This window comes from Streptomyces sp. NPDC006510 (assembly GCF_040611955.1).
Taxonomy (GTDB): domain Bacteria; phylum Actinomycetota; class Actinomycetes; order Streptomycetales; family Streptomycetaceae; genus Streptomyces.
In genome coordinates, this window is record NZ_JBEXPH010000016.1 from 58,550 (window position 1) to 76,474 (window position 17,925).

Genomic DNA, 17,925 nt, shown 5'->3' on the forward strand with positions numbered 1-17,925 from the left:
AGGGCCTCAGGGCCGTGCACGCTGTGCGCCCCCGGCAGGACTCGAACCTGCGGCCAAGCGCTTAGAAGGCGCCTGCTCTATCCACTGAGCTACGGGGGCCGGTGGTGGCCTCGGCGGCCTGGAGCCCTGGGGCCGGGCCGGTCGGTGACCTGCCGGGACAAGGATAGGGCTCCGATCGCCTCGTCCTGGTTGCTTCACCTGTGTGGCACGATGTGGAGGTTCGGTGAAGCGAACCGATAATCGCAGGTGGGTGGGATTCGTGCACCGCTTTTGACGCCTCACGCCCCGGGTGTTGTGCACTCGTTATGCCTGCGCCCCACTCATCCCCTCTGTCCCGACTTCATCCCTGGGGGAGAACCGGCGCGCAGAGGTGGCTATACGCTTCAAAAAGGCGCCAAAATTGGGCATTCTTCGCATGTGGTGACCTTGGACGTACGGCCTCAGCTCATCGACGCACTTTCCGCCCTGCGCGACCGTGTCGCTGCCGTGCGTCTCCCACTCCCGCTGCCGGGGGCCGCGCGCGCCCGGCAGACCCGGAGTGAGCTGCTCGCCCAGCTCGACGACTATCTGCTTCCCCGGCTCAGGGATCCTGAAGCGCCTCTGCTCGCGGTCATCGGCGGGTCGACCGGGGCGGGGAAGTCGACGCTGGTCAATTCGCTGGTGGGGCGGCCGGTCAGTGAGGCCGGGGTGCTGCGGCCGACCACCCGGACGCCCGTGCTCGTCTGCCATCCGGATGACCACCACTGGTTCGCGGGGGTGCGTGTACTGCCGCAGCTGACCCGGGTCTGGCTGCCGCCGGAGGAGTCCGGGGAGCCCGGCCGGTGCGACGACCTCGACGGGCTCGACGGGGGCGAGGAGGAGGACGGGACCTCGCTGCGGGTCGAGACCTCGCCGGGGCTGCCGCGCGGGCTCGCGCTGCTCGACGCACCCGACATCGACTCGCTCGTGGTGCGGAACCGGGTGCTGGCCGCCGAACTGATCTGCGCCGCGGATGTGTGGGTGATGGTGACCACGGCCTCCCGGTACGCGGACGCGGTGCCCTGGCACCTGCTGCGTACCGCCAAGCAGTACGACGCCTCGCTCGTCACCGTCCTCGACCGGGTGCCGCACCAGGTGATCGCCGAGGTGTCGCGGCAGTACGGGGCGCTGCTCACCCGGGCGGGGCTCGGCGAGGTGCCGCGCTTCACCATTCCCGAGCTGCCCGAATCGGCCGGTGGCGGCAGCGGCCTGCTGCCCACGACCGCCGTCGCCCCGCTGCGGGCCTGGCTCAGCCACCGCGCCCAGGACCCGGCGGCCCGCCAGCAGGCGGTCGGGCGTACGGCGGCCGGGGTCATCGACTCGCTGGACGTACGGATGCCCGAACTGGCCGGGGCCGTCGCGGCGCAGTACGCGGCGGCCGTGCGGCTGACCGGCGTGGTCGAGGACGCGTACCGCGGGGAGGGCGCCCGGGTCCGGCGCAGGCTGCGCAGCGGCGGCGTGCTCGCCGGGGACGCCCGGACCAGATGGCGCGGATACCCGCAGTACAGCACCTCGGAGGAACTCCTCGAAGCGCTGGTCGAAAGCCTTGCCGCACTCCTGCAGTGCGCCGTGGCCGCCGCCGACGAACAGATCCGCACGACCTGGCAGCGCGAACCCGCGGCCGGGGAGTTCGGCTTCGAGGACGTCGGCCGGGAGGCCGGGGGATGGGGACCCGCCGAGGACATCCGGGGCCGGATCACCATGGCCGTACGGCGGTGGTGGCGGGTCCTGGAGGAGCTGGCCGAGGAAGAGGTGCGCCGGCTGGAACGCAGCGCCGCACCCGACGCCGGGACGGTGGCGGCGCTGCTGGCCGCCGCGCTGCTCGGCGGCCGCCGCACCCGCGGCGCCGGGGAGCAGCTCGCCGAACGCATCGGCGCCCAGGGCGCGCTGCGGTTGCGCGACAAGGGCGGGGCGCTGCTCACCGAATGCCTCGACCGGGTGATGAACGGCGAGCGCGACCGGCGGCTCGCACCGCTCGACGCGCTCGACGTGGCCCCGGAGCCGCAGGCCGAACTGATCGCCGCGCTGTCCGTACTGCAGAAGGAGAGGTGGCAGCGATGACTGCCGTCACTGACGAGGGGACCGGCCGGGGCGCGAGTCCCGTCTCCCACGAGGACCGGGACACGGATGTGCCGGCCCGGGTGCCGGAGGCGGGCCGGGGCTGGAACGACGGGCTCATCGCCCGGCGGGCGGCGGTCAAGGCGGCGGACCCCGGTCCCGGGACCGACCGGGACGACGACGTACGGCCGCCCCAGGTCGAGGCCTACGTGCCCTCCGGCGGCCCGCTCCGGCCGCGGCTCGACGCGCTGCGTGAACTCGTCGGGCTGTCCAGGGCCCGGCTCGACGGGGCCACCCTCGCCGAAGCGGGACGCGTGCTCGACGAAGCGGCGGCCCGGCAGCGGCTCTCCTCCCGGCACACCGTCGTCGCCATCGCCGGGGCCACCGGCAGCGGCAAGTCGACGCTCTTCAACACCCTCGCGGGCGCCCCGATCTCCGACACCGGACTGCGCAGGCCGACCACCGCCGCCCCCATCGCCTGCTCCTGGACCGACGGGGCCGCCGGGCTGCTCGACCGGCTCGCCATCCCGGGACGGCTCAGGCGCAGGCCGCAGCAGGGCGGCGCGGACACCGACGAGGCCCTGCAGGGGCTCGTACTCGTCGACCTGCCCGACCACGACTCGGCGGCGACCGAACACCGGGAACAGGTCGACCGGGTACTGGCGCTGGTCGATGCCGTGATCTGGGTCGTCGACCCGGAGAAGTACGCGGACGCGGCCCTGCACGAGCGCTATCTTCGGCCGCTCGCCGGGCACGCCGAGATCACCTTCGTCGTTCTCAACCAGATCGACCGGCTGCCCGGCGACGCCGCCGACCAGGTCCTCGACGATCTGCGCCGACTGCTCGACGAGGACGGCATGGCACTGGGCGAACACGGCGAACCGGGCGCCACCGTCATGTCCCTGTCCGCGCTCACCGGCGAAGGCGTCGGCGAACTGCGCGAGGTGCTCGGCCGGTTCGTCCAGGAGCGCACCGCGGCGGCGCGCAGACTCTCCGCGGACGTGGACGCCGCCGCGGCCAGGCTCCGCCCGGTGTACGTGGCCGAGGGACGGCCCGGTCTCGGCGAACAGGCCCGCGAGGAGTTCGCCGACCGGCTCGCGGAAGCCGTCGGGGCGGCCGCGGCGGGCCAGGCGGCCGAGCGCGAGTGGCGCAGGAACGCCGGACGGGCGTGCGGCACGCCCTGGCTGCGGCTGTGGCGCTGGTACGAGTCCACCCGGCGGCCCGGCAGCCTGGATCGCCCGGCACAGCCCGAGCCCCCCGAGGAGCAGCTCACCGCCCGGCAGCGCGTCGAGCAGGCGGTACGGACGGTGGCGGACGACGCCGCCGACGGGCTGCCGGGCCCCTGGGCGCAGGCTGTCCGTGAGGCCGCGGTGCACGGTGCGGACGGGCTTCCGGAGGCGCTCGACGCACTGGCGGAACGGGCCGGCGCCGAGCACGCCTCGGGCGGTGGGGCGGTGGTCGCGACGGGCGTGGCCGGGGCCTCCGGCGTGGCGCACAGCGGCCGCGTGGGAGGGAGGCCGCCGCGGCCGAAGTGGTGGCCCGCCGCGGTGCTGGCCCAGGCGTCGATGACCTTGCTGCAGATCTTCGGCGGCCTCTGGCTGATCGGCCAGATCGTCGGCGTGCTCGAACCGGGGTTCCTCACGCCCGCCCTGGTGATGCTGGCCGGGGTCATCGGCGGCCCCCTCGTGGAGTGGTCGTGCGCGGCCGCGGCGCGTGGGCCGGCGCGACGGTACGGGCAGGAGGCCGAGCGGCAGTTGCGCGAGACGGCGGCGGCCTGCGGGCGGGCCCGGGTGCTCGATCCGGTGGCCGCCGAGCTTGTGCGGTACCGCGAGGTGCGGGAGAGGTACGCGGCGGTGACGGAGATTTCCACAACCGGTGGGTAGTCCACAGGCATCAGCAGGATTTCCGCCTCTCCCTCAGCCTGGGATCAGTGACCGCGTGGACGCGATCGCTGTTCCGAAGGCCGAAGGGGAGGCGGAGTCATGAACGAGACCTTGGTGACATTGGTGGGCAACGCGGCGACGGGCGTGGAGTTCCGGGAGACCGCGACCGGCGGAATGGCGCGATTCCGGTTCGCGGTGACGCCGCGCCGCTGGGACCGCGAGAAACAGCTCTGGACGGACGGACACACCAGCTTTTTCACCGTGTGGGCCTGGCGGACCCTGGCCTTGAATCTGTCCGGTTCCGTTTCCGTCGGGGAACCACTCGTCGTGCACGGCAGGCTGAAGGTGCGCGAGGAGGAACGGGAGGGGCAGCGCCGGACGTTCGTGGACATCGAGGCCGTCGCGGTGGGCCATGATCTGACGCGGGGGACTGCCGCGTTCCGGCGGGTGCTGAGGGGGGAACCCGGGCTGACGGCGCCGGTGGGGAGCGTGGAGAGGGCCGGCGCGTCGGCGGAGCCGGAGGGGGGCGCCGGGGCGGACGGCCCCGGTGGGTCCGGGGGGCCGGACCGTTCCGGGAGCAGGCGTTCGACGGGTCGTCAGAAGGCCGTGCAGGAGCTTGCGTCGGTGCCGTGACGGGTCGAAAGCGGGCCGGGGGCAGGCCCGATACGGGCGGGAAGAAGGCCGGGGGCGGGCCGGGTAGGCGAACGCGAGTGATACCGGCGATAACGATTCCGATTCGGAATGGTTGTACGACGGTACGACGGGGGACTGTTCATCGCTTCATCCTTAGGATTCCCCAGTACTCACGGGGCACTTGAGTCGACTGGCGGGGCAATCCCCACACGCGCATCAGGCGCGGAGGGCTCCGCCCGGAGGGGAATTCTGTGTTTTCTGCTTCTTCAGCGACCGCTTCGTCGTCCTTGGAGACGACGGCCAATTCTCCAAGGAGGCGCGGCATAGCCCGGCTGGCCGCATCGGTGGTGGCATCCGGTCTGGTCATGGCAGGCGCCCTCGTCGGCGCGGGCAGCGCGGTCGCCGACGAGGCGCCGCAGCACCAGGGCGGCGCGGCCGCGGTGCTGGACGGGTTGAAGACCTTCGACCGCGCCGTGCTGCACGCGGACGGCAGGAACCAGGAGCTGCCCGCCGGCCTCTTCGAGATGACCGTCGACGGCGGCGGCAAGCTCAAGACGTACTGCATCGACATCCACAACCCCACCCAGGACCAGGCGAAGTACCTGGAGACCCCCTGGAACCAGACCTCGCTCGGCAGCAACAAGAACGCGGGCAAGATCCGCTGGATCCTGGAGCACTCCTACCCGCAGGTCGACGACCTCGCGGCGCTCGCCAAGGAGGCCGGCACCGGGCCGCTCACCGAGAAGACCGCGGCGGCGGGCACCCAGGTCGCCATCTGGCGCTACTCGGACGACGCCGACGTCGAGGCGAGCGACAGCCAGGCCGAGAAGCTCGCCGACTGGCTGGAGCGCAGCGCCGTCGACCAGGCCGAGCCCAAGGCGTCCCTCGCCCTGGACCCGGCCGCGGTCTCCGGCCGGTCCGGTGAGCGGCTCGGCCCGGTCACCGTCCGCACCAACGCCGGCCAGGTCTCCGTGACCCCGCCCGCCGACGCCGCCAGCGGCGTCAAGGTCACCGACAAGGCCGGCAAGCCCGTCACCGCCGCGTCCAACGGCGCCGAGCTCTACTTCGACGTACCGGAGGGCGCCGCCGACGGCACCGCTTCGCTGACGGTCCAGGCCACCACCTCGGTGCCGGTCGGCCGGGCCTTCGCCGGTGTGACCAAGAGCCAGACCATGATCCTGGCCGGCTCCAGCGAGTCCACGGTCTCCGCGACCGCCACCGGGACCTGGGCCAAGAAGGGCGCGATCCCGGCCGTCTCGGCGAAGAAGAACTGCGCCAAGGGCGGCGTGGACGTCACCGCCACCAACAAGGGCGACGAGGCGTACACCTTCGAGCTGGCCGGTGTGAAGCACACCATCGAGGCGGGCAAGTCCGAGACGGTCACCGTCCCGGTCGCCGAGGACCAGGCGTACGACTTCACGATCACCGGCCCCGCCGGCTTCACGAAGACGTTCAAGGGCGTGCTGGACTGCAAGACCAGCGGCAGCGGCACGGGCGGCACCGAAACCCAGACCGGCGGGGACAAGACCCCGGCCACGTCCGGCGGCAGCGCGACCGGTGGCTCGGGTGACCTCGCCGAGACCGGTGGCTCCAGCGCCACCCCGGTCATCGCGGGCGTCGCGATCGCCCTCGTCGTCGTCGGCGGCGGCGCGGTCTTCCTCCTCCGCAAGCGCAAGACGCAGCCCTCCGCACAGTGATCCCGCACCGCCGCTCCACGCACTGACCGCGGAGTGACGAACGGTGGGCGGACGGTCACGTCCGCCTGATGACGGCCCCGGTACGCCGACGCGTACCGGGGCCGTCGCACGCCGGAAACCGGCTCCCGGCCCGCGCCGGGAGCCGGGACGGGGCGTACCGCGGACCGGGCGGGTTTCCGTCCTGGGATGGACGTCAGGCAAGATGGGGTGTATCTGCCCACACATCGATTGCCGGACGGTTTCTCTTGGCTGAGTTCATCTACACCATGCGCAAGACGCGCAAGGCGCACGGCGACAAGGTGATTCTTGATGATGTCACCCTGAACTTCCTGCCCGGTGCGAAGATCGGTGTCGTGGGGCCCAACGGTGCCGGTAAGTCCACGGTGCTGAAGATCATGGCGGGCCTGGAGCAGCCCTCCAACGGTGACGCGTTCCTGTCGCCCGGTTTCAGCGTCGGCATCCTCATGCAGGAGCCGCACCTCGACGAGACCAAGACGGTCCTGGAGAACGTCCAGGACGGCGCCGCCGAGATCATGGGCAAGCTCAAGCGGTTCAACGAGGTCGCCGAGCTCATGGCGACCGACTACTCCGACGAGCTCATGGACGAGATGGGCAAGCTCCAGGAGGACCTGGACCACGCCAACGCGTGGGACCTCGACGCCCAGCTGGAGCAGGCCATGGACGCCCTGGGCTGCCCGCCCGGCGACTGGCCCGTCGTCAACCTCTCCGGTGGCGAGAAGCGCCGCGTCGCGCTCTGCAAGCTGCTGATCGAGGCCCCCGACCTGCTGCTCCTCGACGAGCCCACCAACCACCTCGACGCCGAGTCGGTCAACTGGCTGGAGCAGCACCTCTCGAAGTACGCGGGCTGCGTCATCGCTGTCACGCACGACCGGTACTTCCTGAACAACGTCGCCGAGTGGATCCTCGAACTCGACCGCGGCCGCGCCATCGCCTACGAGGGCAACTACTCCACGTACCTCGACAAGAAGGCCGCCCGCCTCAAGGTCGAGGGCCGCAAGGACGAGAAGCGCGCCAAGCGCCTCAAGGAAGAGCTGGAGTGGGTCCGCTCCAACGCCAAGGGCCGGCAGACCAAGTCCAAGGCCCGTCTCGCCCGTTACGAGGAGATGGCGGCCGAGGCGGACAAGATGCGGAAGCTGGACTTCGAGGAGATCCAGATCCCGCCGGGCCCGCGGCTCGGTTCCATCGTCGTCGAGGTCGAGAACCTCTCGAAGGCCTTCGGCGACAAGGTCCTCATCGACGACCTGTCGTTCACGCTGCCGCGCAACGGCATCGTCGGCGTCATCGGTCCGAACGGCGCGGGCAAGACCACGCTGTTCAAGATGATCCAGGGCCTGGAGACCCCGGACACCGGCTCCATCAAGGTCGGCGACACGGTCAAGATCTCCTACGTCGACCAGTCCCGCGCCAACATCGACCCGAAGAAGACCCTCTGGGCCGTCGTCTCGGACGAGCTGGACTACATCAACGTCGGCCAGGTCGAGATGCCCTCGCGGGCCTATGTCTCCGCGTTCGGCTTCAAGGGCCCGGACCAGCAGAAGCCGGCCGGCGTCCTGTCCGGTGGTGAGCGCAACCGCCTCAACCTGGCGCTGACGCTCAAGGAGGGCGGCAACCTGCTGCTCCTCGACGAGCCCACCAACGACCTCGACGTCGAGACCCTTTCCTCGCTGGAGAACGCCCTCCTGGAGTTCCCGGGCGCCGCAGTGGTCATCTCCCACGACCGCTGGTTCCTGGACCGCGTCGCCACGCACATCCTGGCGTACGAGGGCGACTCCAGGTGGTACTGGTTCGAGGGCAACTTCGAGTCGTACGAGAAGAACAAGGTCGAGCGCCTCGGTGCGGACGCGGCCCGCCCGCACCGTGCCACGTACAAGAAGCTCACGCGAGGCTGATCGTCTTGGCTCGTCACATCTACAACTGCCCGCTGCGCTGGTCTGACATGGATGCCTTCGGCCATGTGAACAACGTGGTCTTCCTCCGTTACCTGGAGGAGGCGCGTATCGACTTCATGTTCCGGCTGGCGCCGGGGGACGGTTCGCCGTCCTTCGCGGGCGGCTCCGTGGTGGCCCGGCACGAGATCGACTACGTACGGCCGCTGGTCCACCGGCACGAGCCGGTGACCGTCGAGTCGTGGGTCACGAAGATCGGCGCGGCGTCGCTGACGATCGCGTACGAGATCAAGGACCCGGACCAGGTGTACGTACGGGCCTCGACCGTCGTGGTGCCGTACGACCTGGCCGAGGAGCGGCCCCGGCGGATCTCCGCCGAGGAGAAGCTCTACCTCCAGCAGTACCTGGCCGAGGAGCCGGCCGCAGCATGACGGTGCCCGTACGGTCGCTGGAGTTCGCCGACACGAGGGAGGCCGCGGATCTCGCGGCCTTCCTCGGCCGGCTGCTCCACTACGACCGGGCCGCCGCCGTGCGGATGCAGGCGGGCGGCGGCGCGCTGGCGGTGTTCGGCAGGCCGCCGTCGTTCGAGGTCCTGGCGATCCGGGCGGCCCGGCTGGCCGTCCCGGACGACTTCGACATCACCGTGTCCGCCGGTGAACTCCTCGAATCCCTCGGGGAGTCCACCGGCGCCGGTGCGGTTCCGGCACCCGTCACCGGTCCGCCGTGGACGGGCGTCCTCCCGCCGCGCGGCGGCTGGCACGAACTGCCGGGCCTGCCCGACCCGGTCTCCCTGCGCACAGCGGTCACCGCCGCGGTGGCGGAGTTCCGCTCCCGCGACGAGGCCCTGCCCGAGCACCGCCGCACCCGGGCGGAGCGGGACCTGATCGGTCGCGAGATCTGGTCGCGCACGGTCGCCGGTACCGAACTTCCGCTGCGGGCCGTGCACGCCGCCCAGTCCCTCGGCTTCCTCCGCCCGGCACCGGACTTCCCGATCGCCCTGCTCGCGGCAGGGGCCTGGCTGCGGCTGCGCACCCCGTTCGGCTCGATCGCCCTGCGCGGTACGGGCAGCGGGCTCGGCACGCTCGCGGTGACGGTGGGAACGGGCTGAGCGACCGACCCGACCTAACCGGACAGGGCCCTGTCCACCAGCCGGAGCGCGGCCAGGTCCTGGGCGTCCTGTGCCGGGTCGCCCATCCGCAGGGTGAACGTGGCGCTGGTCGCGGCCCGCGCACCGTCCGGCGTCACCCCGCTCTCGGAGACGGTCCCCAGATGGGTTCCGCCATGGAACCAGATCCCGCCGCTGCTCCCCGCCACCGGGCGCCAGGCGATGCCCAGTCCGTAACGGACCCCCGGCGCCGCACTCCAGTCCTCGGCCACGACCGTCTCCTTCATCGCGGCCAGCTGGGCCGGGCGCAGCAGGTGGCCGCTCATCAGGGCGCGCAGGAAGACACCGTGGTCGTGGGTGGTGCTGATGACGGAGCCGTCCGCCCCGCCGCCGGTGGCCAGCGTCGTGTCGGTCGGCCGGGCGCAGCCGGGGAACCAGGTGTACGCGGTGGCTGTGGGGTGGGGCACGTACGGCGAGGTTCCCGGCGTGAACGTGTGGCGCAGGCCCAGGGGTTCGATGATCCGGTCGTGGATCTCCTGCGCCCAGGAGTTGCCGGTCACCTGCTCGATGATCAGGCCCGCCACCACGTAGTTGGTGTTGGAGTAGCCCCAGCGCCGTTCCCGGGCGGGGTGCTCGGCGTTCGGCACCCAAAGCGGTGGCCGGCTCAGAGCCGCCTTCAGCTGGTCCTCGGGGGCCGTGGTGCGAAACCGCGATCGGCGGTAGCCGTCCGGAGTGAACGCATCGGCCGAGTCCGGTGAGACGGCGAGATAGTCGTTCAGCCCGCTGGTCTGGCGCAGCAGATTGGCGACCGTGATCCTGCGGCCGTCGTTGCCGTTGCCCCGCACGGCGCCGGGCAGCCACCGCTCGACGGTGTCCGTGAGCGCGAGCCGCCCCTCGCCCGCCAGTTGGAGGGCGAGCGTGGCCGTGAAGGTCTTGGTGTCGCTGCCGATCCGGTAGTAGGCGTCCCGGGGGACCGGGTGGTGCGGGGCCCGCAGACCGGAGGTTCCGGCACGGGCCGTCGTCCGGTCGTGGGCGCTCTGCACCTCGGCCAGTACGCCGGTGGCGCCGGTGGCCAGGATTGCGTCAACATCGCTCTGGAGACGGCCGCGGAGCCCGGGGACGCGGTGGGGTGCGGCGGCCGTCGCCGCGGGTCCTGACGCTCCGGTGAGCAGGGTCGCTGCCGTGGCCGCCAGGCCCGTACGTCTGCTGATCACCGGTCCTCCCCGGTGCGGGGGCAGGTCAGGTCGGCGCCGGGCAGTGTGCCGTCGCGCAGATAGTCGTTGACGACTCCGTCGGCGCAGGGGACGGGGGTGAGGCCGTCGAGTCCGCGCCCGTACACCCCGTGCGAGCGGATGTCCGCCGTCACCAGCCGTGAACCGGTCAGCCGGTGGTGCAGAGCCAATGCCCCTTCGTAGGGGACGTTGTTGTCGCGCCGGGCCTGGAGCATCAGCACGGGTACGTCGTTGCCGATCACCGTGGCGGGCTCACGGGATGTGCTCGTCCAGAACGCGCACGGGGCCATCATGCTGTTGACGATCGGGCCGAAGACGGGCTGGGTGGCGCGGCTGCGCTCCATGTTCTTCCAGTACGTCTCCGGGTTCTTCGGCCAGCCACCGGCCGGCCAGCCGTTGTCGCCGCACATGAAGAGGGCCCCGCCCAGCATGCTGTCCGCCAGCTCGGGCGACGCGAGCAGTTCGAGCATGGCGGCGAGCTCCGGACCGGGCTCGACCGGCCTGCCCGCGGCGGCATCGGTCAGGTCGCGCACCGTACCGGCGAGCGCCGGGTCGTACTCCTCGTGCTGGATGAGCTGCCTCAGCACCAGCCGCAGCAGCGGCGCGTCGAGCCGGATGCCGGAGACGGTGACCGGGCGCTGCTCGGCTCCGGCGAGCAACTGTTGGACAGTTGACCGCACTTGGGCGGGCGTCCTGCCGAGCCGGTAGGTGTCGTCGTGCCGTGCGGTCCATCCGGCCCAGGCGTCCAGTGCCTCTTCGAGTGGCCTGCCCGCCCGCTGGAAGAGCTCGTACTGGGTGGCCGTCGGGTCGGTCGAGGAGTCGATGACGATGCGGTCGGCGCGGCGAGGGAACATCTGGGTGTAGACGGCGCCCAGATCGGCACCGTACGAGACGCCGTAGTACGACAGCCTGCGCTCGCCCAGCGCCGCGCGGATCGTATCCATGTCGCGGGCGACGTTCCTGGACGTTGCGTGCGGGAGGAGCCGTGCATTGTCCCCGTGTTCCCGGCAGCGGCGTGCGGTGTCGCGGGCGGACCGTACCGACTGTTCGAAGTCCTTGCGGCGGGTCGTGTTCGGACCGGGAGTGGGCGTCGGGGCGGCGGGGTCGCAGGCGATGGGAGTGGACTCGCCGAGGAAACGGGGGTCGAAGCCGATCAGGTCGTAGCGGTCCGCGACATCCTTCAACGCGGGTCGCAGATAAAGGGTGTTGGCGAGTCCGGTGCCGCCCGGACCGCCCGGATTCGACAGCAGGATGCCTCGCCGCTTGCCGTGCTTCGCGTCGGCCTTGATGCGGGAGACCGCGATCCGGATCGTCGGGCCGCCGGGATCGGAGTAGTCGAGGGGAACGGTCACCTTCGCGCACCGCGCGCCCGCCTCGTTCAGCTCTTGCTGCTGCGGCGAGCAGGGGCCCCAGACGAGCCGCTGGTGGGCGGGCGCTGCGGGGGCGGCGGGGGTGGCCGACGCGGGCACACCGACCGCGAGTAAGCCGGTCAGGCCGATGCCGGCGGTGAGCAGTGGGGCGACGCGCATCGTGCTCCTCGGATCAGGTGGATGACTTCCCGCACGACGCTAGGGGCGTACGCGGTGCGAGAACATCGGGCCACCCGGCCGAAGCGACCTGGGGCCAGCACCACCAAAACCCGTTACGGGCGCGGCTGGTCGTCCGGCCAGACCCCGATGTGATCGTGCTCCAGCTCCAGCATCACCCGGTGCTCCATCCCGAGCGCCTCCGTGTAGTCGGCGGGCAGTTGCAGCCGGCCCGCGCGGTCGAGCATCGCGTACTCGCGGGCCACCTGGGACTCCAGGCCCGTAGCCGCGTCGACCTCGGTGCGGCGCAGCACCTCGGAGGAGGTACGGCCGTCCCGGATGGCGACCGTGCGGCGGACCTCGTCGGCCACCGCCTGGTCGTGCGTGACGATCACGATCGTGGTGCCGAGCTCCTCGTTGGCGCGACGGAACGCCGCGAAGACCTGCTCGCCGGTGGCCGAGTCGAGCTCGCCGGTCGGTTCGTCGGCGAGCAGCACCGACGGGTTGTTGGCGAGCGCGACCGCGATCGCCACCCGCTGCTGCTGGCCGCCGGAGAGCTGCTGCGGGCGCCGGTCGCGGCAGTCCGCCACCTCCAGGATCCGGAGCAGCGACTCGGCGCGGGCGGCCCGTTCGGCACCCCGGATCCGCCCCCGGCCGCGCAGCTGCATCGGCAGGGTGACGTTCTGGACGGCGGTGAGGTACGGGAGCAGATTGCGGGCGGTCTGCTGCCAGACGAACCCGACGACGTCCCGCCGGTAGCGGAGCCGTTCCTTCGGCCCCATCGACAGCAGATCGCAGCCCGCGACCTTCGCCGACCCGGCTGTCGGCACATCGAGGCCCGCCAGGATGTTCATCAGGGTCGACTTGCCGCTGCCGGACGCGCCGACCAGAGCCATCAACTCGCCCTCGGTGACCAGGAGATCCAGACCCTGGAGGGCCTGCACCTCCACCCCGTCCGCGGAGAAGATGCGGACCAGCCGGTCGCAGGCGATCAGCGCGTCGTGCCCGTACGAGGGCCGGTCGCGGCGCGCGGCGGCGCGCTGTTCGAGCTCGGCGAGTGTGGTGTCGGCCGACGGCGAGGTCATCGGGGGTCTCCTGCCCTGAGTTCGGTGTTCGGTCCGCGGCGGCCGGCCCACCGGGCCTGGACGGCGGCCACCGCGGCGGTGAGGACGACCACGCCGAGCGCCGGGAGTGTCAGCGACCACGGGTCGGCCCGCAACGGAGCGGTGTCGAGTACGGCGGGGCCGGGTCCGGCGGAGAGCGCGAGGCCCACCAGATCGACGCCCGGTGCCAGCAGCACGATCGTCGCCCAGCCGACGAGCACCCCGCCGACGGCCGCCGGCAGCGCCTGCGGCAGCGCTTCGAGGCCGAGCAGCCGTCTGCCCTGCCGGGAGGTGAGGCCCATGGTCCGCAGCCGGGCCAGCAGGGCCACGCGCTCCGGCGCGGTCCGCAGCAGCGACAGCAGGACGGCGAGCAGGGCGTAGCCCGCACCGGCCACGATCGCCGCCGCGTAGATCCCCCAGGCGCCCTGCTGCATGGGGGTGTCGACGAACGCCTCGCGTTCCTCGGAGCGCAGCCGTACGGAGAGGCCCTCGCCCGCGTGCCGTGCCGCCGCCCGCAGTGCCTTCGCGTCCGGGGAGCCGCCGGTGACCAGCAGGGTGGTGGTCTGCTTGCGGGGCAGCGAGGCGGCGTCGACGATCAGGAAGTCGCTGTCGGGGACGGCGACGGTGCGCGGGACGACGCCCGCCACGCGCACCCTGATGTCCCCGGCCGCCGTGGACAGCTCGCGCGGTCGGTCACCGAGCTCCGCGGCGACGGACGGCGACGCGATCACGGGCAGCACCCCGTCCTTCGCCGTCGTGCTTCCCGCGGTCCTCAACCGGTCGGCGGGGAACGGGCCGAGGCCCGTCGACCGGGCCAGCCGGGCGTACGCCGCCGGGTCGACCCCCAGCACGGCGGCGTTCTTCATACGGCTGTTCCCGGCCGGGTCGGCGGGCAGCGGCACGCCGTACACGACCTGGACCGCCGCCACCTCCCGTACGCCGTCCGCCGCCCGTACCTCACGGATCAGACGGTCCGGCAGCGGCACGGAGTCGAGCACGCCGCTGATCCGGGCGTCCGCGCCGACCGTGTGCAGGGCCGCCCGGTCCCGCGCGTCCGCGACACCCGCGAGCACCGAGCCGCCGAACGCCGCCGTGGTCAGCGCGAGCAGCAGCGCCAGCAGCGGCAGCGCGCCGCCCGCCGAGCTCCGCCCGGCGCGGGCCAGCGACAGGAAGCCGACCGCACCGCGCCGCCGGGCGACGGCACGGGAGGCCAGACGCAGTGGTAGCGGCAGGAGCCGCACCAGGACCAGCGCGGCGATCAGCCCGACGAGTACGGGGGCGGCGCTGACCAGCAGGTCGTTGCCGCCCTCGCCGCTCGTACCGCGTCGGCGCAGGCCGCCGACCGCGCCGACGGCCAGCACCAGCGCGGTGAGTTCGGCGACCGTGCGCCGCCGCGACGGACGGGCGTCCATCAGGTCGTCGCGGGCACCGGGCAGTTGCGGCCTGCGGTGCGGCAGCACCGCACCCAGCGGCAGGGCGACGCAGACCAGCGCGGCGACGGCGGCCGGCCCGATGACGGAGGGCCACAGCCGGGCCCCGTCGAAGAACGGCACGGCGATCAGCAGCCCCAGCGCCGCCGCGGGCACCGCGATCACCACCGCCTCGGCGAACAGCCGGCCGCCGATGCCGCGCAGCGACCCGCCGCGCGCCCGCAGCAGCGCCAGTTCGGCGCGGCGCCGCCCGCCGATCAGCCCGACGGTCATCAGCAGCACGACGGCGGCAACCGTCCCGATGCCCACGGCGGCGACCGTGACGACCGGGCCGATCGCCGTGCGCAGGGTGTCGTACCCGGTGAGGATCTTGTCCAGGTCGGTCGCGAAGGTGGCGTTGGAACCGGCCACCGCGCGCATCCGCACCAGGCCGGGGCCGCCCTCCAGCGAGGCGATCGACGCGCGCAGGCCCGCCGAGTCGGAGGAGGTGAGGCCGGAGGGGTCCGGCGCGAACCGCCAGAACATCTCCGGCTCGCCCGTCGTGGCGAGCAGCGCGGGCGCGGCGTCCGGCGGCAGCAGGACGGCCGCGGTCCAGTGGTAACGCGGGGGGTACAGATTCGGTTCGGGGACCAGCGCCGGGGTCCGGAGCAGCGGCTGGGTCGACCAGTAGGCGGACCCGGGACGCTCCGGGGCGACGATGCCGGTGATCCGTACGGTCAGAACCTTCCCGCTCTGGGTCGGTACGGAGATGACCGCACCGGGCTCGGCCCGCAGGACCTTCGCCGTCTCCTCGGTGACCGCGCCCTCCACCTCGGAGGTGTTCTCGGAGACCTCGCCGCGGACGGCGGGCCACTTCCCGGCGCGCAGGGTGGCGTGGTCCGGGAGGGCGGAGAGGGTGGAGTAACTCAGCTGGGGGTCGACGCGGTCCGGCCTCGGCAGCCAGCCGTCCGCGGCGGGGATCGGCTTGCCGGTGCGGAAGCCGTACGCGGAATCGGCGCTGCCGGGCAGCACCTCGGCGGGCAGCGCGGACCGCACCTTGCGGTGGACGGACGCCAGCGCCGCCTCGCGCACGGCCGCCTCGCGTTCCGCCGGGGGGAGTTGCAGCTCGGGCTGCGGACTGTTCAGCTCCAGAACACTGTGCCGGGGGTCCGCGGCGGCGATGTCATGGCGCAGCCCCTCGTTCTCGTAATGCTCGACGGCGCGCGGGAAGACGGCCGCGAGGAACGACGTCAGCAGCACCAGCAGCCCCAGCGCCCAGGACGTGCCGGGAGCGGTGCGCAGCCGGGTACGGACCCAGGGCGCACCGGCGGCGGGGGTGCTGCGATCTCGGACGGAACGCGGAGTCATGTCAGTTGTCCCCCTGGACACGCAGCGAGGCCGCGGGGTCGGCGCCGCGCAGAGCGAGGGACACGACGGTCACCAGCGGCAGCGCGGCGACGCCTGCCAGCAACGCCGCGATCTGCCCGGCCGGCAGTTGCACCAGCACCCCGGGCACCGGCGCGGTGGCCTGCCCGGTCAGTACGACGAGCGGTACGACGGCACGGTTCAGCACCGCCCCGAGCACGGTCCCGACCAGCAGCGCGATCGCGATCAGCACGCTCTGCTCGGCGGCGATCAGCCTGGTCAGCCGTCGGCGCGGGGTGCCCAGCGCCCGCAGGACGGCGAACTCGGCGGCCCTTTCCCGCTGTGCGCCGACGGCGCTCACCGCGAAGCCGACCGCGGCCAGCGCCGCGGCGACCACCGCCACCGCGGGCAGCGCGGACTGCGGTCCGGCGCCCAGCGGATCGCCGACCAGTTCCCGTGCGATCTCGTCCCGCACCAGGACCTGTGCCGGATCGGTGTCGGGCCGCGCACGCAGCTCGGCGGCAGCCTTCGCGGCCTGTCCGGGGGCGGCGCTCAGCCACCACTCGTTGGCGGTGAGCGCGGAGTTCGGGCGCTGTGTCAGGACCTGGCCGACGGCCCGGAAATCGAGCAGCAGCGCTCCGCCGTCGCGGTCCCCGTCGGTCCCGGGGACGGAGTCGCCCGATCCGGGGCCGGTGGTCGGCAGCCGGCGCACCGAGTCCACGATCTTCACCCGGACCGTCTCGCCGGCCAGCGTGACATCGACGCTCTGTCCCTTCTTCGCTCCGGCGGCCTCCAGATACGCGTCGGTGACGATGGCCTTCGGCATCGGCGCCTCCGGGCGCGGCGCGGTGGCCCGTACGGAGAAGGCGGGCGTGTACTGCCACATGTTCGGGGCGGAGCCGGTGTCGTACCCGAAGGCCAGCGGGCTCTTCGCGGAGGCCGTCGCGTCCACCGGATCGCCGGGCACCGCCTCGGCACCGGATCCGGTGCCGGTCAACTCGGCGTTCCAGCGGAACCCTTCGGGGACCGGGACCGCCCGCTCGGTGCCGTCGGCCGTCACGGTCCTCAGGGCGCCGACGCCGAGCCGGTACGACTCGCCCGGTCCGGTCGGCCGGTTGCCGTTCAGCTCGAATCCGGTCACGGCCAGGTCGCCCGCGGCCGCCACCGCGAAGGCGAACGGATGCGCCTTGCCGTCGGTGGGCACGGCTCCGGCCGACACCCGGTAGGGCAGGCCGTAACGGTCCTCCAGCAGCACGGCGAGGACCGGATCGTCGCCCCGCCGTGCGTGCGCCCCGACCGCCGTGATCCGCACGTCGAACCGGAGCCGCTCGCTGTTCTCCGGCAGCACCAGCCCGGCCCGCGCCGTCTTCGGCGGGGCGATCGGGGCGAACAGCCGCTCGCGCGGACGGTCGGCGAGATCGCCGCGGATCAGCATCCGCTCGGAGGCGTGCGCGGTGTCCAGGGCGAGGACCGAGGCGGTGCGGTTGCCCGAGAGCTCCGTGGTCGTACGGAAGGCGGGCGCGGCGTCCCGTACGCCCGGCAGCCGTGTGTACCCGCCCGACTTCGCCGGATCGTCGTCGGCACCGGTCAGCACGCGCAGCGACGCACCGGCCCTGAAGTCCGCCTGGTCGCCCTGCGAACGGTCCCAGGACGCGCGCTGCCCGATGGCCAGCATGCCCATCGCCACCGCCAGGACCAGCAGCAGCACGGGTCCGGCATTGCGCAGCGGGCGCCGGCTGAACTGCCAGCCGGCCAGGGCCGCGATCAGCCCCCGGCCGCCCGCCGCGGCGCGTTCCGCGAGCCGGGCCGCGGGCGGCAGCAGCCGCAGCGTCAGTACGGTGCCCGCGAGCAGCAGCAACGCGGGGGCGGCGACCAGCAGCGGATCGACGCCGAGCCGGCCCTGCCGGTCCCCGCTCAGCACACCGCCGCCGACACCCGTGGCCCGGCGGTCGAGTTGCCAGTACGCCACCGCCGCGATCGCCAGCAGGC

Annotated in this window: 12 protein-coding genes and 1 tRNA gene; 7 read left to right on the top strand and 6 right to left on the bottom strand. The window is 72.9% G+C overall.

The genetic code is table 11. The features are described 5' to 3' along the window. Positions 1-26: 26 nt before the first annotated feature. Positions 27-99: transfer RNA gene (locus tag ABZY11_RS08110), tRNA-Arg, on the bottom strand. 327 nt (positions 100-426) lie between these two features. Between ABZY11_RS08110 and ABZY11_RS08115 the strand changes: the two genes are divergently transcribed. The 7 genes from ABZY11_RS08115 to ABZY11_RS08145 all read left to right on the top strand — a co-directional run bounded on the left by ABZY11_RS08115 (position 427) and on the right by ABZY11_RS08145 (position 9,304). Next, positions 427-2,079 (top strand): dynamin family protein, encoded by a 1,653-nt coding sequence (locus tag ABZY11_RS08115; RefSeq protein ID WP_356478344.1) that lies wholly within the window; start codon positions 427-429, stop codon positions 2,077-2,079. After that, entirely contained in the window at positions 2,076-3,959 is a 1,884-nt protein-coding gene (locus ABZY11_RS08120) for a GTPase (protein ID WP_356478332.1), read from the top strand. The genes ABZY11_RS08115 and ABZY11_RS08120 overlap by 4 nt, the downstream gene beginning before the upstream one ends. Before the next feature lie 99 nt (positions 3,960-4,058). Beyond that, positions 4,059-4,592 (top strand): single-stranded DNA-binding protein, encoded by a 534-nt coding sequence (locus ABZY11_RS08125; RefSeq protein ID WP_356478333.1) that lies wholly within the window; start codon positions 4,059-4,061, stop codon positions 4,590-4,592. A gap of 251 nt (positions 4,593-4,843) precedes the next feature. Then, positions 4,844-6,289: an LAETG motif-containing sortase-dependent surface protein gene (locus tag ABZY11_RS08130; RefSeq protein WP_356478334.1), complete on the top strand. Its 1,446-nt coding sequence runs from the start codon at positions 4,844-4,846 to the stop codon at positions 6,287-6,289. A gap of 245 nt (positions 6,290-6,534) precedes the next feature. Then, the gene (gene ettA, locus ABZY11_RS08135; RefSeq protein WP_356478335.1) at positions 6,535-8,199 is read left to right on the top strand and encodes an energy-dependent translational throttle protein EttA; all 1,665 of its coding nucleotides are present in this window, start codon (positions 6,535-6,537) and stop codon (positions 8,197-8,199) included. 5 nt (positions 8,200-8,204) lie between these two features. Further along, complete coding sequence (locus ABZY11_RS08140; protein WP_356478336.1) at positions 8,205-8,627, top strand: thioesterase family protein; 423 nt, start codon at positions 8,205-8,207, stop codon at positions 8,625-8,627. Beyond that, on the top strand, positions 8,624-9,304 hold the full coding sequence (locus tag ABZY11_RS08145) for a hypothetical protein (protein WP_356478337.1): 681 nt from the start codon (positions 8,624-8,626) through the stop codon (positions 9,302-9,304). The genes ABZY11_RS08140 and ABZY11_RS08145 overlap by 4 nt, the downstream gene beginning before the upstream one ends. A gap of 14 nt (positions 9,305-9,318) precedes the next feature. Here the strand turns inward: ABZY11_RS08145 and ABZY11_RS08150 are convergent, their stop codons facing one another. The 5 genes from ABZY11_RS08150 to ABZY11_RS08170 form a co-directional block, all read right to left on the bottom strand. After that, positions 9,319-10,515, bottom strand: coding sequence for a serine hydrolase domain-containing protein (locus ABZY11_RS08150; RefSeq protein WP_356478338.1), 1,197 nt, complete (start codon positions 10,513-10,515; stop codon positions 9,319-9,321). Further along, positions 10,512-12,062: an alpha/beta hydrolase gene (locus ABZY11_RS08155; RefSeq protein ID WP_356478339.1), complete on the bottom strand. Its 1,551-nt coding sequence runs from the start codon at positions 12,060-12,062 to the stop codon at positions 10,512-10,514. The genes ABZY11_RS08150 and ABZY11_RS08155 overlap by 4 nt, the downstream gene beginning before the upstream one ends. Before the next feature lie 113 nt (positions 12,063-12,175). Beyond that, entirely contained in the window at positions 12,176-13,144 is a 969-nt protein-coding gene (locus tag ABZY11_RS08160) for an ATP-binding cassette domain-containing protein (protein ID WP_356478340.1), read from the bottom strand. Beyond that, positions 13,141-15,939: an FtsX-like permease family protein gene (locus ABZY11_RS08165; protein ID WP_356478341.1), complete on the bottom strand. Its 2,799-nt coding sequence runs from the start codon at positions 15,937-15,939 to the stop codon at positions 13,141-13,143. The genes ABZY11_RS08160 and ABZY11_RS08165 overlap by 4 nt, the downstream gene beginning before the upstream one ends. A 1-nt stretch (position 15,940) precedes the next feature. Next, a partial coding sequence (locus tag ABZY11_RS08170) for an ABC transporter permease (RefSeq protein ID WP_356478342.1) occupies positions 15,941-17,925 on the bottom strand: 1,985 nt, incomplete at its 5' end.